Genomic DNA, 22883 nt, shown 5'->3' with positions numbered 1-22883 from the left:
GGGCCCGACGTTAGCGGCTGAATCCATTGGGCAAAAGGTGAAAATGCCCGGCCCGCCCCCAATTACCCATCGGGCCGCGTTGAGTTGTCACGGGGGGCAAAGGCGGATACCCTTTCCAAAGCTGATCGATGACATTAACACCCTGTAAAACATCGACGGTTTAGGATTTCGAGGGAATTCCGGTTGGAGAGGCCGGAACGGCTCCAAGGCACGGCGGGAAGTTGAAGACCTCATTGGTGAAACATGTCCGGTGACGCAATGACGGCGCAGACCGATCCGGCGCTGAAGAATTTTCAGCGCCTGATCGACATCGGCATCGCGCTGTCCGCCGAACGCGACATCAACCGATTGATGGAAAAGATTCTTTTGGAGGCCAAGGACCTGACCTCGGCCGACGGCGGGACCCTTTACATCAAGACGGACGAGGACGCGCTGAAGTTCGAGATCATGCGCACCGATTCCCTCAAGATCGCGCTCGGCGGCACCACGGGCAAGGACATCACCTTTCCGCCGATCCGCCTGTTCGATCCGGAAACGGGCCAGCCGAACGAAAAAAACATCGCCAGCTACTGCGCCCTGACCGGCGAATCGATCAATATTAAGGACGCCTACGAGGCGGAGAATTTCGACTTTTCCGGGACCAAGAAGTTCGACGAGGGCACGGGCTACCGGTCCAAGTCGTTCCTCACCGTGCCCCTGAAGAACAGCCAGGACGAAATCATCGGCGTCATCCAGCTGCTCAACGCCACCGACCCGTCGGGCACGGTGATCGAGTTCTCCAAGCAAATCCAGCCCCTGGTCGAGGCCCTGGCCTCCCAGGCCGCCGTGGCGCTCGACAACCAGCAGCTGCTGGAAAGCCAGCGCAAGCTTTTGGAAAGCTTTATCGAGCTGATCGCGTCGGCGATCGACGCCAAGTCGCCCTATACCGGCGGCCACTGCCAGCGCGTGCCCGAACTGACCAAGATGCTGGCCAAGGCCGCCTGCGACGACAAGGACGGCCCGTTCAAGGATTTCGACCTGACCGAAGAGCAGTGGTACGAGCTGCACATCGGGGCGTGGTTGCACGACTGCGGCAAGGTCACGACGCCGGAATACGTCGTCGACAAGGCCGTGAAGCTGGAAACCATCTACAACCGCGTCCACGAGGTGCGCATGCGCTTCGAGGTGGTCAAGCGCGAGGCCGAGATCGAGTACTACAAGGCGCTGATCGAGGGCCGGGGCGACCCGGACGCGCTGAAGGCCGAACTGGACGCGACCCTGGCCAAGATCGACGCGGACTGGGAATTCGTCGCCAAGGCCAACGTGGGCGACGAGTTCATGGCGCCCGAGGACCAGGAACGCATCCGCGAAATCGGCAAGGTCCAATGGACCCGCACCCTGAACGACCGCCTGGGCCTGTCCTTCGAGGAACGCAAGCGCAAGGACCGCACCCCGCCCGTGCCCGTGCCGACGAAAGAAAACCTGCTGGCGGACCGCGACGACCATGTGGTCTACCGCGACGCGCTCGAGCCCACCGCCCAGCCCGACAACCCCTTCGGGTTCAAGCTGAACATCCCCGAGCACAAGTACAATTTCGGCGAAATCTACAACCTGTGCATCGCCCGCGGCACCCTGACCGAGGAAGAGCGCTTCAAGATCAACGACCACATCGTGCAGACCATCATCATGCTGGAGCAGCTGCCGTTCCCCAAGCACCTGAAGCGGGTGCCCGAATACGCCGGCGGCCACCACGAAAAAATGGACGGCACGGGTTATCCCCGAAAGTTGACCGAGGAAGACATGTCCGTGCCGGCGCGCATCATGGCGATCGCCGATATCTTCGAGGCCCTGACCGCCGCCGACCGCCCCTACAAGGACCCCAAAAAGTTGTCGGACAGCATCAAGATCATGTCGTTCATGAAAAAGGACGCGCATATCGACGGCGAGTTGTTCAAACTGTTCCTGACCTCGGGCGTGTTCCAGGAATACGCCGACAGGTTCCTGGAGCCCTATCAGATCGACGACGTGGACATCTCCAAATACCTTGAATAACCAGCCCGCCCCACCCCCCGCCCGCCCGGTCCGCCCGCGTTCCGTCTCGCGGGCGCTGGCCTACCCCTATGACGTGCCCGACCGTTCATTCGTCATTCACGCGGGCCATGTCCAGGCGGTCGAGAACGACGCCCATTTCATGGAATTGGCGGGCGGCGACCTTGCCGGGCGCGTGCCGGTGATCGCCTGCGGCTCGAACCAGGCGCCCTCGGCCCTGGCCTGGAAATTCTCCCGGCCGGAGGACGGCGCCGTGCCCGTGGTGCGCGTCCACCTGAAGCATTTCGACAGCGTCTACTGCGCCCATTTCGCGGGTTACGGATCGGTCCCCGCAACCCTGCATCCCGCCCCCGGCACCGTGGTGTCGCTGTTCGTCAACTGGCTGACGCCGGCCCAGCTCGCCCACATGCACACAACGGAAACCACGCGCGGGAATTACGTCTTCGGCGAGCTTACGGATCTGGAGGCCGAGGTTGAATTCGGCCCCGCCGTGCGCAGCGCCGGCGCCTACATCTGCACCCGGGGGGCCCTGGCCATCGACGGGCGTCCGGTGCCCCTTGCCGAGATCCCGGCCCGTGACCGCACCCATCCCGCCCTGGGCCAGCGCGACCTGATTCAACGCCTGCTCGCCCTGCACGGCCTGGCCGACACGGTCGAGACCTTCGTCCAGCGCAACATCGACGACGAGGACGAGCGCACCCGCCGCCAGGCGCTGTTGCGCATGGGCGCCCTGCCCTTCGATTACCCGGCCTTCCGCCCGGCGGACTAAGCCGCTCCCCGCGAATCGCCGGGGCGGCCAGGGTGCCCTGCCCCCCGCATCGCCGTCGTTCGGCCCCGGCCAGCGCCCCGCAGGCGGGCGATTGGGCCATTCCCCTGTGCAAATCAGGCATGGGCGGGTATTTTTTCCGGTCATGGAACAGTTTCTGTCGGACCTAGTGCTGATCCGTGACGGGGTTCTGAACGCGACCGCGGACCTGTGGGTGCCGCTGGTGGAAACCGTCGCGACGATGCCGACCTGGGTGCTCGCCGCCGCCGGGGCGGGGGCGCTGGCTTTGCTCGGCGTGCTGCTGTTCGGCGGCCGCAGGCTTCACGGCGGTGACCGCCTGGACCGCCCCGACCCCATCCTGCGCGGTCAGCCGACGGCGTTGGACACGCCCCCGGCCGGCGCAATGGCGCCCGAACCCATGGAACCCACCCCCCTGCCCGACACGCCGGAAATTCAGGGCCTCGCCGAAATTCTCGCCGAACAGGGGGTCGACGATCAGGCACGCGACGGACGGCTGCGTTCCTTTGCCGGGGAACTGGACGACTTGCGGGCGCGGCTCGGCACCGTCAGCGCCGGGTCGCCGGCGGCGGCCAAACTGCTGCATGACGCCCGGGGCGCCATCGCCTCCGGCGACATCGTCCGCGGCACGGACCTTTTGATCCGCGCCGCCGAGGAAGAAGACACCACCGGCCACAAGCATGCCTGGACCGCCGGCGTTCATGGCCGCGCCGCGGCCCTGGCCCGCCTGGTCGCGGGCGACCTTCTGGCGGCGCGCGGCGACGCGGAGGAAGCCGCGACCCTGTTCCGGCTGGCCACCGACGCCGTGCCCGAAGACGATCTGGAGCTGCGGGTCGAATGTCTGGGCCGCCTGGGGGCGTTGGCCCACGGCCGGGGGGACTACAAAGCCGCACGCAAACATTTCGCGGCCGCGCTCGAGCTGCTTGAAGTCTCGGGCGCCGCGAGCCATCCCGATCTGGGCGGCATTCTCAACAACTTAGGCTTAGCCTGCGATCTGGCCGGCGACGCCAAGGCGGCGGAGCTGTATTACCAGCGCGCCCTTGCCGCCGACGAGACGGCCTGGGGCGATAACCACCTCAACGTCGCCGCCGTGGTCAACAACCTGGGCCTCTATTACCGGCGCCGGGGCAAGACCCAGGCGGCGGAACCCCTGTTCCGCCGCGCCGTCGCGATCAAGGAAAAACACCTGATGCCGGGCGATGCCTCGCTCGCCCTCAGCCAGGTCAACCTGGCCGCCGCTCTGCGCGCCCTGGGGCGCGAGGAAGACGCCCAGGATTTGGAACGCCGGGCCGGCCTGCCGCCCCCCGAGCCGCCGGAAACCGAGGAACCGGCAGAAGAAGATTCTCCGGAAACCGATCAGGACCGCGGCAATCCGGCGGCCCCGGAAGCCGTTGAGACGGACGAACGGCCCGTGCCCGCCGGTTGACGCGGCGTCACCCTTTCCCCTGACCCTGAAATCTGTATAGTCGGCCCACTTTCCCGCCCGGAGGCGATGACCAGGCGGCGAAAGATCAGACCATTCCGTCGGCAATGGCGCCGGCGATCGCTCGAAGGCAAGGACCAAGCGAATGCCCAACATGACTGACACACCCCAAAAAACCGGCATCATGATCTGCGGCCACGGCAGCCGCGACCAGGGGGCCGTCGACGAATTCGGTACCCTGGCGGGCCATTTGGCCAGGCGGTTCCCCGATTACGACGTGGAAAGCGGATTCCTGGAATTCGCCACGCCGGTGATCCGCACGGGCCTGGACAAATTGCGGGACCGGGGCGTCAACCGCATCATCTGCGTGCCAGGCATGCTGTTCGCGGCGGGTCATGTGAAGAACGACCTGCCCTCGGAAATCAACAGTTTCGCCCATGCCCATCCGGACCTGGACGTGCGTTTCGGGCGCGAACTGGCGATCGACGCCCGTCTGCTGCGCGCCGCCCGCACCCGCATCGAAGAGGCCGAGGCCGCGGCCAACGCCGCCAAGGGCGAGATCGCCCGCAAAGACACCCTGTTGATGGTGGTCGGGCGCGGGACCAACGATTCGGATGCCAATTCCAACGTCAACAAGGTCGCGCGGATGCTGTGGGAAGGCATGGATTTCGGCTGGGCCGAGGTCAGCTATTCCGGCGTTGCCTATCCGCTTGTCGACGAGGGCCTGAACAAGGCGGTGAAGCTCGGTTTCAAGCGCATCATCGTGTTCCCCTATTTCCTGTTCACGGGCATCCTGGTCAACCGCATCTACCGCTGGGCCGACGAGTGTGCTGCGGCACACCCCGAGACCGATGTCGTCAAGGCGCCCTACCTGAACGACCATGAAGACCTGATCGACTGCTTCGCCGACCGGGTCGAGGAAGCGCTGAACGGCGACAACAAAATGAACTGCCTGCTGTGCAAGTACCGGGAGCAGATCATCGGCTACGAGGACGACCAGGGCGCGCCCCAGGTCGGCCACCACCACCATGTCGTCGGCATCGGCACGGACGGCCACGGGGCCGCCGACCACGGCATCCACCACGGCAAGCACGGCCATCATCACGGGCACGATCATGGTCACGGCCATTCCCATGGGCATGACCATGGACACTCCCACGATCACGGGCACAGCCACGAGCATCCCCACCGCCACGACGCCGACACCTGACACCGGGGGCCCGATGTTCGATTACGTCCGCGACCCGGCGGAAATCTACCGCCGTTCCTTCGCCGCCATCGAGGCGGCCGCGGACCTGTCGCGGTTCCGGGGGGCCGAGCGCACCCTGGCCGTGCGCCTGATCCATGCCTGCGGCATGGCGGAGATCGCAGGCGACCTCGTGCTGTCCGGTGATCCGGCCGAGACCGGCAAGGCCGCCCTTGCGGCGGGCGCTCCCATTCTGGTTGACGCGGAAATGGTCGCCCGCGGCGTCATCGCCGCCCGCCTTCCCGCGGACAACCGCCTGATCTGCACCCTGAACGACGACGGTGTGCGGGACCGCGCGACGAATCTGGGCACCACCCGTTCCGCCGCCGCCGTCGACGCCTGGGCGCCGCACCTGGCGGGCGCGGTGGTCGCCATCGGCAACGCGCCGACGGCTCTGTTCCGGCTGTTGGAACTGCTGGCCGAGGGCGCGCCTCGTCCCGCCGTGATCCTGGGCTTCCCCGTCGGCTTCATCGGCGCCGCCGAATCCAAGCAGGCCCTGATCGACCATGCCGGCGGCATCCCCTTCGCGACCCTGCCGGGGCGGCGGGGCGGCAGCGCGCTGGCCGCCGCCGCCGTGAACGCGCTTTGTCCCGCCCCGGAACAGGCGGAGGCCGCCCATGGATAGGTGGCTGTCCGTGGTCGGCATCGGCGAGGACGGGCTCGACGGCCTGGGGGCCCGCGCCCGCGCGCGGATCGACGCCGCCGAGGTCCTGGTCGGCGGCGACCGCCATCTCGGCAAACTGGCCGACGATGCGCGCCCGCGTCTGACCTGGGGCGACGGCCTGGACGCGGGGATCGAAGCGATCGCCAAACATGCGGGCAAGCCCGTCTGCGTGCTGGCGTCGGGCGATCCGCTCAACTTCGGGATCGGCAAGCGCCTGGTCGCGCGCTTCGGCATCGATGCCATGGACATCCTGCCCGCCCCCGGCGCCTTCGCCCTGTTGGCCGCGCGCATGGGCTGGTCACTGGCCGACGGGACCGTGCGCCCGGTGAGCTGCCATGCCTTCCCGGTCGAGGTCCTGAACCGCCATCTACTGCCGGGCCTGCGCCTGCTGATCCTGGCCCGCAACGGCGAGACCCCGGCCCGGGCGGCGGACCTGCTGCGCCGGCGCGGGTTCGGCGAAAGCCCGATGACCGTGTTCGAACACATGGGTGGACCTGACGAAGGCCGCTACGACACCGTGGCCGAGGAATGGGAAGGACGCCGGGTCAAGGACCTGAACGTCATCGCCTTCCACCTGTGGCCGAGCCCGGGCGCCACCATCTGGCCGGAAACGCCGGGCCTGCCCGAAGCCGCCTTCCGCCACGACGGCAAGATCACCAAGCGCGAGGTGCGCGCCGCCACCCTGGCCCGCCTGCAACCCCTGCCGGGACAATTGCTGTGGGACGTGGGGGCCGGATCGGGCGCGGTCGCCATCGAATGGCTGCGCGCGGCGGCGGGCACGGAAGCCGTCGCGATCGAACGCGATCCCACCCGCTTCGACGACATCGAAGCCAACGCCTTGAACCTGGGGGTGCCGCAGCTGAAACTCGTCAAAGGCGACGCCCCGGGGTGCTTCGCCGACGCGGGCCCCGCCCCCGATGCCGTGTTCGTCGGCGGCGGGCTGTCCCAGCCCGGCGTGATCGACGGCGCCCTGGCCGCGCTTAAACCGGGCGGCCGTCTGGTCGCCAACGGCGTGACCCTGGAAGCCCAGGAAACGCTGATCCGCCACCACCGCGCCCTCGGCGGCGAACTCGCCCGCATCGCCGTCGCCCGCGCCGACGCGGTCGGCGGCCTGACCGGCATGCGCCCCCTGATGGACGTGCTGCAATGGGCGGTGACCAAGCCATGACCGCCCCCGGCACCCTCTATGGCGTCGGCGTCGGCCCAGGCGACCCGGACCTGTTGACATTGAAGGCGGTGAAGATCATCGCCCAGGCGCCGGTGATCGCCTATCCGGCGGCGGAGGGCACGGACAGCCTCGCCCGCGCCATCGCTGGCCCCCATATTCCGGCGGGCAAGACGGAAATCGCCATCGTCACGCCCATGGTGCCGGGCCGCTTTCCCGCCAACGACGTCTATGACACGTATGCCGCAGAGATCGCGGGCCATCTCGCGGCGGGGCGCGACGTCGCCATTCTGTGCGAGGGTGACCCCTTTCTCTACGGCTCGTTCATGTATCTGTTCCTGCGCCTGGCGGGCGACTATCCGACCCAGGTCGTGCCCGGCGTGTCGTCGCTGGCCGCCTGCGCCGCCGTGGCAGGGGCTCCCCTGGTGTCGCGCAATCAGGTGCTGACGGTGATCCCGGGGCCGCTCGACGAGGCGGACCTGGAAGCGCGTCTCGCCAACTCCGAAGCCGCCGCCATCATGAAGGTCGGCCGCCATCTGCCCAAGGTGCGGGCGGTGATCGAAAAGCTGGGGCGGCTCGACCACGCGCAGTACGTGGAGCGCGCGACCATGGCCGACCAGAAGGTCATGGCGCTGGCCGACGCGCCCGACACGGCGCCCTATTTCTCCATGATCCTGGTGCGCTCGCCCGAGGACGTCGAAACCGCGGAGCTCCTGACATGACCGCCACAGCCCCCGTGATCCTGGCCGTGACCGAGCCGGGGGCCGCGCTCGCCCGCCGCCTGCAATCCGTGATCCCGGGCGCCCTGGTCCATGGCCGGGTCGGCCGGGTCGCCGAGGCCGATGATTTCTTCGCCGAAACCACATCCCACGCCGCCCGCCTGTTCCAGACCGGGCATCCGGTGATCGGCGTCTTCGCCTCGGGCATCCTGATCCGCGCGCTGGCCCCCCTGCTGGCCGACAAGGTCGCCGAGCCGCCGGTGATTTCCGTGGCCGAGGACGGCAGCGCCGTGGTGCCGCTGTTGGGCGGGCATTCGGGGGCTAACGTGCTGGCCCGCGAGATCGCGAAGGCGCTCGGCATCAGCGCCGCCGTGACCACCACGGGCGACCTGCGCCACGGCATCGGCGTGGACGATCCGCCCGCCGGCTGGTCCGTCGCCAACCGCAAGAAATCCCTTTCCGTCGCCGCCGCCCTGCTGGCGGGGTCCCCCGTGCGCCTGACGGTCGAGGCCGGCGAGGCAAGCTGGCTCACGGACGCGGGCCTGCCCATCGACCCGGCGGCCGGGCCCGGTATCCAGGTCACCGACCGCGCCCCGGGGGATACGGATGATCTTGTCCTGCATCCGCCGGTGCTGGCCATCGGCGTCGGCTGCGAACGGGACGCGGACCCGGCCGAGGTCCAGGCCCTCGTCACCGAGACCCTGGCGAAGCATGGCCTGGCGGCGGGCGCCGTCGCCTGCGTCGCCTCCATCGACGTGAAGATGGACGAGGCGGCGGTGAACGATCTCGGCGACGCCCTGGGCGTGCCCGTGCGGTTCTTCGACGCAGGCCAGTTGGAGGCCCTGACACCGCGCCTCGCCAATCCGTCCGACGTCGTCTTCAACGAAGTCGGCTGCCACGGCGTCGCCGAGGGCGCGGCCCTGGCCGCCGCCGGCCCGGATGCCCAGTTGATCGTGGAGAAGAGCAAGTCCAAGCGCGCCACCTGCGCCGTCGCGCGGTCGCCCGGAAACATCGATGCGCGGACCGTGGGCCGGGCGCGGGGGCGCCTGACCGTGGTCGGCACCGGGCCGGGCACGCCCCTGTGGCGCACGCCCGCCGTGTCCCGCGCCGTGGCGGAGGCGACGGACCTGGTCGGCTACGGCCTCTATCTTGACCTGCTGGGCCCCGCCGCCGAAGGCAAGGCGCTGCATTCGTCGGACCTGTCCGAGGAAGAAGCCCGCGCCCGCAAGGCCCTCGACCTCGCTGGCGAGGGCAAGCAGGTCGCCCTGGTCTGTTCCGGCGATCCCGGCGTCTATGCGCTGGCGACCCTGGTGGTGGAGCTGATCGACCGCGGGGACGATCCCCGTTGGAACCGCATCAACGTGACCGTCGAGCCCGGAGTCAGCGCCCTTCAGGCCGCCGCCGCGCGGGCGGGGGCGCCGCTCGGCCATGATTTCTGCGCCGTCTCCCTGTCGGACCTGCTGACGCCCTGGGAGGTCATCGAAAAGCGCCTGACCGCCGCCGCCCAAGGCGACTTCGTCATGGCCCTCTACAATCCCGTGTCCAAGCGCCGGCGCTGGCAGTTGGAAACCGCGCGGGACATTCTGCTCGCCCACCGCCCGCCGGAAACGCCGGTGATCCTGGCGCGCAACCTGGGCCGCGACGGCGAGACGATCCGGGTCATCGACCTGAAGGACCTGACGGCGGACCAGGTCGACATGCTGACCCTGGTGATGATCGGATCATCCGACACCCGCGCCGTGACGCGGGGCACCCGGCGCTGGGTTTACACGCCGCGCGGCTACGCCGGAAAGATGCAGAAACAGGAGACCGGCACATGACCGTCCATTTCATCGGCGCCGGGCCGGGCGCACCCGACCTGATCACCGTGCGCGGCCTCAACCTGATCAAGGCATGTCCGGTGGTGCTTTATGCCGGGTCCCTGGTTCCGGCCGAGGTCGTGGCCGAGGCCCCCGAGGGGGCCCGCGTGATCGACACGGCGCCCCTGAACCTGGACGAAATCATCGCCGAGATCGAGACGGCCCATGCGGCCGGCCAGGATGTCGCCCGCGTTCATTCGGGCGATCCGTCGATCTACGGCGCCGTCGCCGAACAAATGCGGAGGCTCGACGCGCTGGGCATTCCCTATGACGTGACACCGGGCGTGCCCGCCTTCGCCGCCGCGGCGGCGGCGCTCAAGCGCGAACTGACCCTGCCCCAGGTCAGCCAGACCATCATCCTGACCCGCACCTCGGTGCGGGCGTCCGACATGCCCAAGGGCGAGGACCTGGAAACCTTGGGCCGCAGCGGCGCCACCCTGGCCGTGCATCTGTCCGTCAACAACCTGGCCAAGGTGGTGCGGGAATTGACGCCCCATTACGGCGCGGACTGTCCCGTGGTCGTCGCCTACCGCGTCACCTGGCCCGACCAGCAGATCGTTGAAGGGACGCTTGCCGACATCCGCGAGAAGGTGAAGGCGGCGGGCTTCACCCGCACGGCGCTGATCCTGGTCGGCCGGGCCTTGGGCGAGACGGCGTTCGACGATTCCGCCCTTTACGCCGCCCATCACCACCACGTGCTGCGCCCCAAAAAGGCGCAACCCTCCTAGAGGCCGTCGAGCCAGACGAGCGCGCCCTCGACGCTGTCCGCATGGGGCGGTGGCGGCGGGGCGGGCGGATCGATCAGGATAACCCTGATCCCCAGTTCCAACGCCGCATCGACCTTGGCCCGCGAAGCGTCGCTGCCGCCGTTCTTGGCGACCAAGGTGTCGATGGCGAATTGCTGCAAAATGCTGCGCTCGTCCTCAAGCGTCCCCGGGCGGCCCGTCAGCACCTGACATTGCCCAAAATCGGGCGGCGTTTGCGGCGGATCGACAAAGCGCAGCAAGAAGAAACGGTCTTTCAAGCTATTGAATTGATTTATTTCTTGTCGGCCAATGGCGAGAAACACGCGCTTTCCATCCGTTTCCAGCGCCGCTTTTGCTGCGTTTATGCTGCGCACATGCTGCACCGCAGCATTTTGCACAAAAACCCACGGCGGGCGGGCCAGAACCAGCCGCGGAATATGTGCGATTGTTGCAGCCTCTGCCGCACTTTTGGAAATCTCGGCGGCGAAGGGATGGGTGGCGTCGATCAGGGCGTCGACGCCTTCGGCCGCGATGTAATCTGCCAAGCCCGCCGCGCCGCCGAACCCACCGGTCACGACCTCGCCCTCGGGCAGGTTTGGCGCCACCGTGCGTCCCGCCAGGGACGTGATGACGCGGCGGTCGGGCCAGCGCGCCAGGACGGCGGCGGCGAGTGCGCGGGCATCCGCCGTGCCGCCCAGGATCAGAAGCGTGCTAACCACCGGCCCGCCCGGCGAGTTGGCCCTGGCGGTCGAACACCAGGACCTCGACCGCGACGTCGCCGGACAGGGCCGCCAGGGCAACCTCCCGCGCCCCCTGGGCGACGCGCTCGGCCAGCGGGTGGCCCGCCGCCTGGGCCAGGGTCAGGGCCTCCATGCCCGTGTTGGCGGCCTTGATCCCGGCGGCCAGGGCCGCGTCGTCGTCGGCGAGGGCGGCCAGCTTCTTCATGTTGAGGGACGAGCGCGCGGAATGCAGGTCCAGATGCCCCTGGGCCAGCTTGGCCAGCTTGCCGAAACCGCCCGCGAGCGTGAGCCGCGCCACGGGATGGCGGCGCAGGTATTTCAACAGCCCGCCCGCGAAATCGCCCATGTCGATCAGCGCCCGGTCGGGCAGATCGTAAAGCGCCTTCACCGCCGCTTCCGAGGTCGAGCCCGTGGCCGCCGCGATATGGTCGAGCCCGCCCGCCCGCGCCACGTCGACGCCGCGGTGGATCGCGTGGATCCAGGACGCGCAGGAATAGGGAATGACGATGCCCGTGGTGCCGAGCACCGACAGACCGCCGACGATGCCGAGCCGCCCGTTCATGGTCTTTTCCGCCAGCACTTCGCCGTCCTTGATGGCGACCGTGATCTCGATGTCGGAGGTGCCCTTCAGGCGGCGCGACAGATCCTTGATCACGCCCGTCATCATCTTGCGCGGTCCCGGGTTGATGGCAGGCTCCCCAGGGGGCAGCGGCAGGCCCGGCAGCGTCACCGTGCCGACGCCCGGCCCGGCGCGGAAAGTGACGCCGGAACCTTCCGCCCCCGGGCGCAGGGACACCGAGACCTCGGCGCCGTGGGTCACGTCCGGATCGTCACCCGCGTCCTTGATGACGGCGGCGGTCGCGGCCCCGCCGTCCAGGGCCGTGCGGGCGAGATCGAAGGTCGGCTCCTCGCCGCGCGGCAGGGTGATGGTCACCGCAGGCGGGAAGGCCCCGGTGACCAGAGCCTCATAGGCGGCCGCCGTCGCCGCCGTGGCGCAGGCGCCGGTGGTCCAGCCGCGTTTCAGGTTTCCGTCGGGTTTGCGTGCGGGCATGGCGGGAATCTAGCGCATTGACCCGCCGCGGCCCAAAGGGGAAAACAGGCGGGGGCCGCAGCGCCCCCGGGGACACGATCAGGTAAGGAGTATCTTCATGGCCGATCAAGCGACGCCGCCGGGCACGGACCCGGGTCTGTTCGACGCCTACGCGCCGGCCCAGATGGCGCGGCGTGTCGAGGTCGCCGGCGTGGCCAAGGCCGGATTGCCGCTGCTGCCGCTGTTCACCCTGGCCCTGCTGGCGGGGGCCTTCATCGCCTTCGGCGCCATGATGTTCACCCTGACCATGACCGACCACGGCATGGGCCTGGGGCCGTCGCGCATTCTGGGCGGGGTCACGTTCTCGCTCGGCCTGATCCTGGTCGTAGTCGGCGGGGCGGAGTTGTTCACGGGGAACCTGCTGCTGGTCATGGGCTGGGCCGACCGCAAGATCGCGACGGCGGCCCTGCTGCGCAACTGGATCGTCGCCTATGGCGGGAATCTGTCAGGCGCCGTCGCCATGGCGTTTCTGGCCCATTGGTCCGGCTACATGGACTTAGGATCGGGTGCCGTCGGCGCCACGGCGGTCAAGATTGCCGCGGCCAAGGTGGATTTGGATTTCGCGACCGCCTTCGTACGGGGAATCCTGTGCAACACCCTGGTCTGCCTGGCGGTCTGGCTGTGCTTCGCCAGCCACAACGTCATCGGCAAGATTTTCGCCATCCTGTTCCCGATCACCGCCTTCGTGGCCCTGGGGTTCGAGCATTCCATCGCCAACATGTTCTTCATCCCCGTCGGCATGCTGGCGGCGGGCAACGACGTCTACGTGGCGGCGGCGGGCCTGCCGGGGACCGGGGCCGGGCTGACGCTTGCGGGTTTCGTCGGCAATCTGGTGCCGGTCACTCTCGGCAATATGGTCGGCGGCGGCCTGTTCGTGGCGGGGACTTATTACATTGTCTATTTGCGGCCACATTCGTGACCAACAAGGGTTGATCCGGCGGACAAAGTCCGTACCTTTCCCGCACATCAGAACAACCGGCAACGAGGCCATGACCGACCACCCGAACAAGACCGTCTCCCGCCTGCGCCTGGTGCGCCGCGTCGCCATCGGCCTGGCCGCCATTATCCTGGTCGCCGTCGTCGCCGTGATCGCGGAACAGCGCCTGACCGATACGCCCCGCACCGGCACCGCGCCGGAAGTGAAGATCGGCGGCCCCTTCACCCTGACCGATCACACCGGCCGTCAGGTGACGGAAAAGGATTTTCAGGGCAAGGCCATGCTGATCTTCTTCGGCTATACTTATTGCCCGGACGTCTGCCCGACCTCGCTGACCGAAATCTCGGCGGCCATGGACAAGCTGGGGCCCTTGGCGGACAAGGTCGTGCCGATCCTGGTTTCCATCGACCCCGAACGCGACACGCCCGAGGTGTTGAAGGACTACGTCGCCCACTTTCATCCCGGCATCGTCGGCCTGACCGGCACGCTGGAGCAGATCAAGCAGGCCGCCAGAGTTTACCGCGTCTATTTCGCCAAGGTCCCGGACAAGGGCGGCGACAAGGACGCCTATCTGATGGACCATTCGTCGGTGATCTATCTGATGGGACCGAACGGCAAGTTCCTGGCCCATTTCAGCACCCAGACGGACGCCGAAACCATGGCGGCCAAGATCAAGTCCCTCCTGTGACCGGCGGTTTGCCGCCGGGAATCGTCATCGCCGCCCCGTCCTCGGGCAGCGGCAAGACGCTTTTGACCCTGGGTTTGCTCCGCCATTTCCGCGACGCGGGCCTGGCCGTGGCCTCGGCCAAGGTCGGCCCGGATTATATCGACCCCGCGTTTCACACGGCCGCGGGCGGGCGAACCTGCCCCAACCTGGATCTCTGGGCCATGCGGGACGCGACCCTGGCGTCGGTGCTCACGGCCTCGGCCCAAGGGGCAGATCTAATCGTCTGCGAAGGGGTCATGGGCTTGTTCGATGGCGCCAAACTGGACGTGGGGTCGACCGCCGATGCGGCGCGCGCCTTCGATTGGCCGGTCGTCCTGGTGGTCGATGCGGCCGCCCAGGGGGCGTCGGCGGCGGCATTGGTCGGCGGCTTCGCTCGCCACCGGGCAAACGTGACCGTCGCCGGGGTGGTGTTCAACCGCATCGGCAGCCCCCGGCATGCCGACATCCTGCGCGCCGCCATGGCCCAGGACCATCCGGATATTCCCGTGCTCGGCTGCCTGCCCCGCCTACCCGATCTGACCCTGCCGGAACGCCACCTGGGCCTGGTCCAGGCAGGCGAACACGGCGACCTGGAAACGTTCCTGGACGCCGCCGCCACGGCCGTCGCGGCCCATGTCGACACGGCCGCCTTGCGCGCCATCGCCGGCGCGACACGGGTCGCCGATACCGCGCATGAGCCGCCCCTGCCGCCCTTGGGCCGGAAGATCGCGGTCGCCCGTGACCAGGCCTTTTCCTTCGCCTATCCTTATGTTCTGGACGGCTGGCGCCGGGCCGGGGCCGAGATCGCGTTCTTTTCCCCCCTCGCCGACGAAGCCCCGGCGGCGGCGGCCGATGCGGTCTACCTACCCGGCGGCTACCCTGAGTTGCACGCGGGCCGCCTTGCCCAGAATGCCTGTTTCTTGGCCGGACTGCGCGTCGCCGCCGCCGCCGGCCATACCGTGTTCGGCGAATGCGGCGGCTACATGGTGCTGGGCGAGGCCCTGACCGATGCCGAGGGCCACGCCCACGCCATGGCCGGCCTGCTGCCCCTGGAAACGTCGTTTGCCAAACGCAAACTGCATCTGGGCTATCGCCGGGCGGTCATCGCCGATGCCGGGCCACTCGGGCCGACCGGCACGGCGGTGCGCGGCCATGAGTTCCATTACGCGACGATCCTTGCCGAAGGACTGGGCGCCGGTCTTGATGTCCCCCTGTTCCACGTTTCCAACGCCGACGGCATGTATCTGGGCGCCCTGGGCCGGCGGCGGGGCAGTGTCATGGGATCGTTTGTCCACCTCATCGACCGGGAGGACAGCCGCGCCTGAGGGCGGTATGCTGTCGCCCATCATCATCGCCGGGGAAAGAAAACGTCCATGTTCGGACTGTTCAAGAAGAAGAAACGCGACCTGCCGCCGCCATTCTGGAAGACCAAGGGTCTTGCCGAGATGTCGAAGTCGGAATGGGAATCGCTGTGCGACGGCTGCGGACGTTGCTGCCTGAACAAGCTTGAGAACGAGGCCACGCGCGAGGTGCTATACACCGACGTCGCCTGCCGCCTTCTGGATACCGACAGCTGCCGCTGTTCAAGCTACGAAGACCGCAAGCGGTTTGTCCCCGAATGCCAGATTCTCACGCCGCGCATGGTCAAGAAACTGGGCTGGCTGCCGTCGACCTGCGCATACCGCTTGATTTCCGAAGGCCAGGACCTTTATTGGTGGCATCCCCTGGTTTCCGGCGATCCGGAAACGGTCCATTATGCGGGTATCTCGGTGCGTGGCCGCGTGGTTTCCGAACGCGACACCGACGACCTGGAAAATCACGTGGTGGGCTGGCCCAAATAGCCGCCCGCCACCCGGCAAGCAGGCCGGACAACCCTGCGAAGGAGAGAGACATGAGTGCGAGCAACCTGGAACTGACGGGCGTCTATGCCGCCGTTCTGACCCCGCAGTTGGCGGACCTGAGCCCCGACCACGGCCGCCTGGCAGCGCATTCCCGCTGGCTTCTGGCCAACGGCTGCGACGGCCTGGGCATCCTGGGCACCACGGGCGAAGCCAACTCGTTCACGGTCGCCGAGCGCCTGGAAATTCTCGACAAGCTGGCGGAAAACGGCGTGCCGACCAAGGGCATGATGCCGGGCACCGGCTGCTGCGCCATTCCGGACACGGTCGAGATCACCAAGAAGGCGCTGGAAATCGGCGCCGGGTCGGTCCTGATGCTGCCGCCCTTCTATTACAAGAACCAGTCGGACGAGGGCCTGTTCGCCGCCTATTCCGAGGTCATCCAGCGCATCGGCGACGACCGCCTGAAGATCTGCCTCTATCACTTCCCGCAGATGTCGGGCGTGCCGATCTCCATGAACCTGATCGGGATGCTGCGGAAGGCCTATCCGAACACGGTCGTCGGCATGAAGGATTCGTCGGGCGTATTGGAAAACATGCTGACCGCCACCCGCGAATTCCCCGGCTTCTGCGTGTTCTCCGGCGCCGACGACCTGATGCTGCCGGTTCTGCGCGAAGGCGGGGCGGGCTGCATCACGGCCTGCGCCAACATCGCGTCCGACCTGGCCCAGGCGGTCTATTCCGAATACCGGGCGAACGGCGACGACGGCAACGTGGAAGAACATCAGAAACCGCTGGCCGCCGTGCGCAAGATCATCTCCGGCTATCCGCTGATCCCGTCCCTGAAAGCCATGGTCGCCCGCCACACGGGTGATAACGCCTGGCTCAACATGCGCCCGCCGGTGCTGGCCATGGACGCGGCCCAGACCCAGCGTCTGTACCAGGAATACGACGGTGCCGGCCTGGCCATGGCAGAAGCCGCCTGAGTTGACGGGCGGCGGGCGCGGCCGGACCTTACAGACCCTGGGCCTCGACCTTGACCGCGCCGACGGCGGCGCGGTGCCGCTCACCATCCGCCGCAACAAGCGGGCGAAACGCCTGATCCTGCGCGCCGACCCGGCGACGGGGGCGGCGGTGGTGACCTGCCCGCCCTGGGTCTCGGACGCGGAGGCGCATGCCTTCGCCGAGAAACAGGCGGGCTGGATCCACGCCCGTCTGGCTTCCGCCCCCAAGCCCCTGCCCTTCGCCGACGGTCAGGTCATTCCCTATCTGGGCCGCCCGCACGTCATCCGCCACCGCCCGGACGCGCGTGGCGGTGTATGGGTCGAGGACGGCGAGGACCTGGGCGAAATTCACGTCACCGGCCAGGAGGAACACCTGCCCCGGCGGCTTGCCGACTGGCTGAAGCGCGATGCCCGTCGGCGTATCCACCCTTGTGTCGAGGCCGCGGCGGCGGCCCTCGGGGTGAAGCCCGGACGCATCACCCTGCGCGACACGAAAAGCCGCTGGGGGTCCTGCGCCGTCAACGGCAACCTCAACTTTTCCTGGCGGCTGGTGCTGGCCCCGGACCGGGTGCTGCGTTACGTCGTCGCCCACGAGGTCGCCCATATCCGCGAACACAACCACGGCCCCCGGTTCTGGGCCCTGGTCCGCGATCTGGCGGACGACATGGACGCCTGCCGCAAGTGGCTGCGCGACGAGGGCGCGGCCCTGTTCCTGGTCGGGCCTGTCTCGGACTAGAATTACCCCGCAAGCTTCGGATGGCCTGATCCGGACCTTGGGCGTAGGCTTTCCCCATGGATCACGCGACACACCAAGACCCGACCCTTGAGGACGACCGCTGGCGCCAGGTGCGCGAGCGCCGCACCGGCGGCGATTTCGTCTACGCCGTCACCACCACGGGCGTCTATTGCACGCCGGGATGCGCCTCGCGCCGGCCCAAGCGGGACAACGTTCGCTTCTTCGACACAGGCCCCCAGGCGGAGGCCGCCGGATTTCGGCCCTGCAAGCGCTGCCGCCCAAACAATGGCCGCCTCGTCGATCCGCGCCTGGCCGCCGTCGCCGAGGCCTGCCGCCGGATCGAGGCGGCCGAGACCCCGCCGACCCTGGGCGCCCTGGCCGGGGCCACGGGCTACAGCCCCTTCCATCTGCAGCGCATGTTTCAGGTCATGGTCGGCGTCAGCCCCAAACAGTACGGCGACGCGGTGAAGGCGGAGCGCCTGCGCCGGGGATTGAAGGCGGGCGGCGGCGTGGCGGGGGCGCTGTACGGCGCCGGCTATGGATCGGCGTCCCGGGTCTATGAGAAATCCGCGGCGTTGCTGGGCATGACGCCGGCAAGTTACGCCGCGGGCGGGCGCGGGGCGGCGATCCGCTTCGCCATCGCCGAGGGGCCGCTCGGCCGGGTGCTGGCGGCGGCGACGGACAAGGGGCTCTGCATGGTTGCGCTTGCCGACGACGACGGGGCGCTGGAATCCGAACTGCGTCACGATTTTCCTCTGGCCGAAATCACCCGCGACGACGCGACCCTGAAGCCCCTGATGGAAGGCGTGTTTGCCTTTCTCGACGGCACGGAAACGGCGGAAGCCCTGCCGTTGGACGTGCGGGCGACGGCCTTTCAATGGCGGGTCTGGCAGGCCCTCACCGCCATCCCGGCCGGGGAAACCCGGACCTACGGCGAGCTGGCCGCGGAACTGGGCAACGACGGGGCGGCCCGCGCCGTCGGCCGCGCCTGCGCGACCAACCCGGTCTCGCTCATCATTCCCTGCCACCGCGCCGTGGGGGCCAACGGGTCGCTGACAGGATACCGCTGGGGCGTGGCGCGGAAACGGACACTTCTCGCCCGCGAACGGGGGCGGAAGACCTAGACGCCACGCACCAACCGATCCGCCGCCGCGCGGGCGAAGGTCAGGGTCTGCTTGCGCCGCCGATTACCGTTCATGGACGTCTCGTCGGCCGAGCGCAGAACCGCGCCGTCGTGGCCGTCGGCGACGATCAGCCCGGCGTCCGCCGGCAGAATATCCTGGGGAAACCCGGGCGGCACGGCAAAGTAAAACCAATCGCAGAAATCGGCATATTCGTGCCACTTGCCGTCGGCGCGGAAATCCGCGACCGACGACTTGACCTCGACGAACAGAAACCGGCCCTGACCGTCCAGTCCCGCCACGTCGATGCGGCGGTTCGTGGTCAACTTGAATTCCGTGAGCGGGCTGAACCCCATGCGCCAGAGCAGGCGCACGACGCCTCGGGTCACGCCCAGGGTCACCTGCGGGCGGGGGGCATCCGGCAGGGACAGATTATCGCGGGCCTCGATTTCGTTCATCTTATGTTCTTTTCCTGTCTACCCTGATTACCCGCCCGGCGCGGTTCTGACAAGCCCTTGCCGCCGGGGCCCGGGAAGGCTAAGCATCCCCCATGCGACAGGCGCAGCATGAATTGGGCGTGGCCACCGACGGCCCCGGCCTTTACGAGATCACCCGCGACGTCGCGGCCTGGGCCGGCGCCCAAGGGATGACGGCGGGGCTGTTGACCCTGTTCTGCCGCCATACCAGCGCGTCACTGACCATTCAGGAAAACGCCGACCCGGACGTGTGCCGCGACCTTCAGGGCTTTTTCGAACGGCTTGTGAAGGAGGATCCGTCCCTTTACCGCCACACCGCCGAAGGCCCGGACGACATGCCCGCCCATATCCGCAGCACCCTGACCAACGTGCAGCTGTCCGTGCCCCTGGCCGGGGGCCGGGTTATGCTCGGCACCTGGCAGGGCATTTATCTGTTCGAACACCGCCGCCAGGCGCATCGCCGCCGGGTGTTGCTGCACCTTCAGGGCGAATAGGATCAGCGCATGGAAAACGGTTGGAAGCTCGTCGTCATTCTGGTTCTCGCCGCCGTGGCCGGCGTCCTGCTGCGCCGTCGGTTCCTGACCGGCGACGCCCCCCTGCGCCATTGGTTCGAAACCCGCGTGGCGCCGCTGGGCGGCAAGCTGGTCACGGCGTTCTGCCTCCTTACCCTGGTGGTCTGGGTGGCACTTTGGGCCGCCGCCAGCCCGGAAGAACGCGCCCGCCTGCCCGGTGAATTCCAGAAGGTTCTGAAATCCATGGAATGGGGCCAGAAGGACACGTCCGAGAAGGACAAGCCCGGCGGCGCAGTCCCGGAGACCGCGCCGCCCCCGGCCCCCCCGGTCCACGGCCCGGCACCGGAGACGCCGAAGTGAAAAAGCAGAAGCGGCGGGCCAATCCGGGAGCATCGAAAAAGCGCAAACGCGCGGCCCCGTCCGCGCCGGTGACAAAACCCCGCCCGCAGCCACACCCGGCCCCGGCCACGCCGGGACTTGCCGGCTTCGCCCCGCCGGCCATCGGACCGCTGCTGGATCGCGCCCGCGCCGCCCTGACGCAGGGCGATTGGCAAAACGCGCTGGCCGCCGGGCGCGACGCCCTGATGGCGGCCCCCGACGACGCGGACGCGCTGAACGTCACCGGCGTCGCCGCCTTTCACCTGGGCGACCGGGCCGAGGCCTTGACCCTGTTCGACACGGCCCTGGCCTTTCACCCCGGCCATGGCGAGGCGCTGATGAACCGGGGCAATGTGCTGTCCGACATGGGCCAACGGGACGCGGCCGAGGACGCCTACCGCGCCGTCCTGAAATCCGATCCGGGCCATGGGGGGGCACGCTTCAACTTGGGCATCCTGCTGGAGGTGTCGGGCAAGTTCACGGAGGCCGAAGCCGTCTTCCGCCGTATCCTGGACCGCGAACCCGATCATGCCGAGGCCCTGTTCCACCTGGGAAACATCCTGAAGGCCCTGAACCGCCTGCCCGATGCCCTGGCCCAGTATGACGCGGCCCTTAAGGCCCGGCCAAGCCATGCCGGGGCGGCGACCAACCGGGGCGCCGTGCTGCAGGAAACGGGCAAGCCGTTGGAGGCCCGGGCCGCCTATGCCCAAGCCCTGGCGGCGGAACCGGACAACGCCGACGCGCGCTATAACCTGGGCACCCTGTTGCAGGAGACCGGCCACCCGGCAGAGGCGATCACCGAATACGAGGCCGTGCTGGCCCAGGAGCCCGGCCATGCCGGAGCCCAGGTCAACATCGCTTATGCGCTGCGCCAACTGGGGCGGCTAGACGGCGCCCTCGAGGCCTCCCGCAAGGCCATCGCGCTGGCCCCCGATTACGACAAGGCCTGGGTCAATCTGGGCGACCTTTTGCTGGAAATGGGCCGCCCGGACGATGCCGTCGCCGAAACGGCGGCCTTTCTCGCCGCCCACCCCGGCAACACCTCGGCCCTGGCGTTCCAGGCCATCGCCTTGAACGAGACCGGCAACCGGGCGGACGCGGCCCAGCTGCTGGATTTTGACCGGCTCTTGCGGCCGACCGAGATTACACCGCCCAAGGGCTTCGCCAGCGTCGCTGAATTCAACAAGGCGCTTGCCCGCCATCTGCGCGGCCATCCGTCCCTGGCCTATGCCCCGGCCAGCCACGCGACGCGAAAGGGCCGCCATTCGGGCGAGCTTCTGATCGGCGACAAGGGCCCCGTGGCCGGGCTTGAGGCCGCCATCATGGCCGCGGTCGAGGCGTACCGAACAGCCCTGCCGATTGATCCGGACCATCCTTTCCTGGCCCAGCGGCCGGGCAATCTGTCGCTGTCGATCTGGGGCGTGGTGATGGAAGACCGGGGCCATCAGATCGCCCATATCCACCCGGCGGCCTGGCTCAGCGGCGTCTATTATCCGGAAATCCCCGATGTCGTGCGCGGCGACGACCCGGACCACCAGGGCTGGATCGAATTCGGGCGGCCGCCCGGCGATTTTCACGCGGCGGCGGCGATCACCACGCGGCTATGCCCCCGCGAAGGACTGATGCTGCTGTTTCCCAGCTACCTCTACCATGAGACGGTGCCGTTCCACGCGCCGGTGGAACGGTTGTCCGTCGCGTTCGACGTGATCCCAGGGGACTAGAACTCGCCCTCGACCACGGTCAGGCCCAGACTGTGCCAGGTCTGCATGCCGCCCCGGTAGTACAGGATCCTGTCCGCCGGATAACCTTCGCGCAGCATCGCCTTGATCGCCATGGGCGACTGGCCGCACCACGGGCCGTTGCAGAACAGCAGCACCTTTTCCGCCTTGGCGCAGTCCCATTTCTTGTCCGCCCCGCGCACGCATCCGACCTCGTTCAGGCGCTCCGCCATCTGGGTGTAGGGCATGTTGATCGCCCCCGGGATGGTGCCCTTGACGTGCCATTCGACCGTGCGGCCGTCGATCAGCTTGCCGCCCGCCTTGGCGAATTCCAGCAGCTCGACCTCGCCCACGGTGGTCACGCCGGGCGCGACCTGCATGGGCTGGATGCAGAACGGTGGGCACTTGCGCGAGGTCTTGGCGTAGTCCTCGTGGATCTTCGCCCCCAGGTCCTGATTGCGCATGATCTTCACGGGGCCGTCCTTGGTCGGCACGGTGACGCTGGGCATGCGGGCGTTGATTTTGACCTCCAGCTTGTCGTCGTCGGCGCGGGCCGATGTCGGGGCAAGGCCGGCGACGAACAGGCAGAACAGGGCGGCCAGGGCAATGGGAAGGCGTGTCATGGGGATGGTCCTCTCCTTGGATTTCGTGGGCCGCCGCCGGGCCGGTTCCGGGCGGGCGGCGGTACGGGCGTGGCCCGCGGCAGGGCCCCGCCAGATACTTTATTATTTGTGAATATGACAGGCAGGATTGTACAGATGTCAAGTGGAGAATAGGCCGCGCCGGTCTGCCCCCAAACCGGCGCCAGGACGCGGGCGAGCGGCACCCGTTGGCGTTCGCCGCCCGACGGGCGATCGGCGAGAATTTGGGGAGTCATTGAAGGAAATGGTGCACCCGGCACGATTCGAACGTGCGACCTCTGCCTTCGGAGTGGGCTCACCTATCTATCCTCTAAATTCCTTAACTGTCATTATAATAGCAAAATCAATCAGT

Annotated in this window: 23 protein-coding genes; 19 read left to right on the top strand and 4 right to left on the bottom strand. The window is 68.1% G+C overall.

The genetic code is table 11. From position 1 onward, the window contains the following. Nucleotides 1-243 precede the first annotated feature (243 nt). From RJ527_09215 to cobM, 9 genes are all read left to right on the top strand, one after another. Entirely contained in the window at nucleotides 244-2031 is a 1788-nt protein-coding gene (locus RJ527_09215) for an HD domain-containing phosphohydrolase (GenBank protein ID WND77911.1), read from the top strand. Then, nucleotides 2024-2797, top strand: a complete 774-nt coding sequence (locus RJ527_09210; GenBank protein ID WND77910.1) for a hypothetical protein — start codon at nucleotides 2024-2026, stop codon at nucleotides 2795-2797. The genes RJ527_09215 and RJ527_09210 overlap by 8 nt, the downstream gene beginning before the upstream one ends. Before the next feature lie 142 nt (nucleotides 2798-2939). Next, nucleotides 2940-4238 carry a tetratricopeptide repeat protein gene (locus tag RJ527_09205; GenBank protein WND77909.1) on the top strand — a complete coding sequence of 433 codons (1299 nt, stop codon included), beginning with the start codon at nucleotides 2940-2942 and terminating at the stop codon, nucleotides 4236-4238. A gap of 151 nt (nucleotides 4239-4389) precedes the next feature. After that, nucleotides 4390-5445: a sirohydrochlorin chelatase gene (locus RJ527_09200; protein ID WND77908.1), complete on the top strand. Its 1056-nt coding sequence runs from the start codon at nucleotides 4390-4392 to the stop codon at nucleotides 5443-5445. Nucleotides 5446-5458: 13 nt separating this feature from the next. Continuing rightward, complete coding sequence (locus RJ527_09195; protein WND77907.1) at nucleotides 5459-6106, top strand: precorrin-8X methylmutase; 648 nt, start codon at nucleotides 5459-5461, stop codon at nucleotides 6104-6106. Further along, nucleotides 6099-7313 (top strand): precorrin-6y C5,15-methyltransferase (decarboxylating) subunit CbiE, encoded by a 1215-nt coding sequence (cbiE, locus tag RJ527_09190; protein WND77906.1) that lies wholly within the window; start codon nucleotides 6099-6101, stop codon nucleotides 7311-7313. Before RJ527_09195 ends, cbiE begins: the two co-directional genes overlap by 8 nt. Beyond that, on the top strand, nucleotides 7292-8032 hold the full coding sequence (locus tag RJ527_09185; protein ID WND77905.1) for a precorrin-2 C(20)-methyltransferase: 741 nt from the start codon (nucleotides 7292-7294) through the stop codon (nucleotides 8030-8032). Before cbiE ends, RJ527_09185 begins: the two co-directional genes overlap by 22 nt. After that, nucleotides 8029-9849 carry a precorrin-3B C(17)-methyltransferase gene (gene cobJ, locus RJ527_09180; protein WND77904.1) on the top strand — a complete coding sequence of 607 codons (1821 nt, stop codon included), beginning with the start codon at nucleotides 8029-8031 and terminating at the stop codon, nucleotides 9847-9849. Before RJ527_09185 ends, cobJ begins: the two co-directional genes overlap by 4 nt. Beyond that, nucleotides 9846-10616 (top strand): precorrin-4 C(11)-methyltransferase, encoded by a 771-nt coding sequence (gene cobM, locus RJ527_09175; protein ID WND77903.1) that lies wholly within the window; start codon nucleotides 9846-9848, stop codon nucleotides 10614-10616. The genes cobJ and cobM overlap by 4 nt, the downstream gene beginning before the upstream one ends. On the opposite strand, the gene RJ527_09170 is transcribed toward cobM, so the two are convergent. Together RJ527_09170 and RJ527_09165 are read right to left on the bottom strand one after the other, a co-directional pair. Further along, complete coding sequence (locus RJ527_09170; protein WND77902.1) at nucleotides 10613-11353, bottom strand: cobalt-precorrin-6A reductase; 741 nt, start codon at nucleotides 11351-11353, stop codon at nucleotides 10613-10615. The two genes, cobM and RJ527_09170, sit on opposite strands and share 4 nt — an antisense overlap. After that, nucleotides 11346-12425, bottom strand: coding sequence for a cobalt-precorrin-5B (C(1))-methyltransferase (locus RJ527_09165; GenBank protein ID WND77901.1), 1080 nt, complete (start codon nucleotides 12423-12425; stop codon nucleotides 11346-11348). Before RJ527_09165 ends, RJ527_09170 begins: the two co-directional genes overlap by 8 nt. 97 nt (nucleotides 12426-12522) lie before the next feature. Between RJ527_09165 and RJ527_09160 the strand changes: the two genes are divergently transcribed. From RJ527_09160 to ada, 7 genes are all read left to right on the top strand, one after another. After that, nucleotides 12523-13383, top strand: coding sequence for a formate/nitrite transporter family protein (locus RJ527_09160; GenBank protein WND77900.1), 861 nt, complete (start codon nucleotides 12523-12525; stop codon nucleotides 13381-13383). Between the two features lie 70 nt (nucleotides 13384-13453). Next, the gene (locus RJ527_09155; GenBank protein WND77899.1) at nucleotides 13454-14089 is read left to right on the top strand and encodes an SCO family protein; all 636 of its coding nucleotides are present in this window, start codon (nucleotides 13454-13456) and stop codon (nucleotides 14087-14089) included. Then, the gene (locus RJ527_09150; GenBank protein WND77898.1) at nucleotides 14086-15432 is read left to right on the top strand and encodes a cobyrinate a,c-diamide synthase; all 1347 of its coding nucleotides are present in this window, start codon (nucleotides 14086-14088) and stop codon (nucleotides 15430-15432) included. The genes RJ527_09155 and RJ527_09150 overlap by 4 nt, the downstream gene beginning before the upstream one ends. Nucleotides 15433-15480: 48 nt before the next feature. Further along, nucleotides 15481-15948: a YcgN family cysteine cluster protein gene (locus RJ527_09145; GenBank protein WND77897.1), complete on the top strand. Its 468-nt coding sequence runs from the start codon at nucleotides 15481-15483 to the stop codon at nucleotides 15946-15948. 50 nt (nucleotides 15949-15998) lie between these two features. Further along, nucleotides 15999-16931: a dihydrodipicolinate synthase family protein gene (locus RJ527_09140; protein ID WND77896.1), complete on the top strand. Its 933-nt coding sequence runs from the start codon at nucleotides 15999-16001 to the stop codon at nucleotides 16929-16931. Continuing rightward, nucleotides 16900-17685 carry a SprT family zinc-dependent metalloprotease gene (locus RJ527_09135; GenBank protein ID WND77895.1) on the top strand — a complete coding sequence of 262 codons (786 nt, stop codon included), beginning with the start codon at nucleotides 16900-16902 and terminating at the stop codon, nucleotides 17683-17685. Before RJ527_09140 ends, RJ527_09135 begins: the two co-directional genes overlap by 32 nt. A gap of 56 nt (nucleotides 17686-17741) precedes the next feature. Further along, nucleotides 17742-18809, top strand: coding sequence for a bifunctional DNA-binding transcriptional regulator/O6-methylguanine-DNA methyltransferase Ada (gene ada, locus RJ527_09130; protein WND77894.1), 1068 nt, complete (start codon nucleotides 17742-17744; stop codon nucleotides 18807-18809). On the opposite strand, the gene RJ527_09125 is transcribed toward ada, so the two are convergent. Next, nucleotides 18806-19264, bottom strand: coding sequence for an MmcB family DNA repair protein (locus RJ527_09125; protein WND77893.1), 459 nt, complete (start codon nucleotides 19262-19264; stop codon nucleotides 18806-18808). The two genes, ada and RJ527_09125, sit on opposite strands and share 4 nt — an antisense overlap. Nucleotides 19265-19356: 92 nt before the next feature. Between RJ527_09125 and RJ527_09120 the strand changes: the two genes are divergently transcribed. From RJ527_09120 to RJ527_09110, 3 genes are read left to right on the top strand one after another with little or no spacing between them, the layout of a single operon-like run. Beyond that, nucleotides 19357-19776 carry a secondary thiamine-phosphate synthase enzyme YjbQ gene (locus tag RJ527_09120; GenBank protein WND77892.1) on the top strand — a complete coding sequence of 140 codons (420 nt, stop codon included), beginning with the start codon at nucleotides 19357-19359 and terminating at the stop codon, nucleotides 19774-19776. A gap of 9 nt (nucleotides 19777-19785) precedes the next feature. After that, complete coding sequence (locus RJ527_09115) at nucleotides 19786-20154, top strand: hypothetical protein (protein ID WND77891.1); 369 nt, start codon at nucleotides 19786-19788, stop codon at nucleotides 20152-20154. Beyond that, nucleotides 20151-21893 carry a tetratricopeptide repeat protein gene (locus tag RJ527_09110; protein WND77890.1) on the top strand — a complete coding sequence of 581 codons (1743 nt, stop codon included), beginning with the start codon at nucleotides 20151-20153 and terminating at the stop codon, nucleotides 21891-21893. Before RJ527_09115 ends, RJ527_09110 begins: the two co-directional genes overlap by 4 nt. Here RJ527_09110 and RJ527_09105 read toward each other — a convergent pair. After that, a complete protein-coding gene (locus RJ527_09105; protein ID WND77889.1) occupies nucleotides 21890-22513 on the bottom strand; it encodes a rhodanese-like domain-containing protein in 624 nt (207 codons plus the stop codon). The two genes, RJ527_09110 and RJ527_09105, sit on opposite strands and share 4 nt — an antisense overlap. Nucleotides 22514-22883 lie beyond the last annotated feature (370 nt).

The organism is Thalassospiraceae bacterium LMO-SO8 (assembly GCA_031655335.1).
In the GTDB taxonomy this organism is placed as follows: domain Bacteria; phylum Pseudomonadota; class Alphaproteobacteria; order Rhodospirillales; family Casp-alpha2; genus UBA1479.
This window is presented reverse-complemented; position numbering and strand designations above follow the sequence as displayed.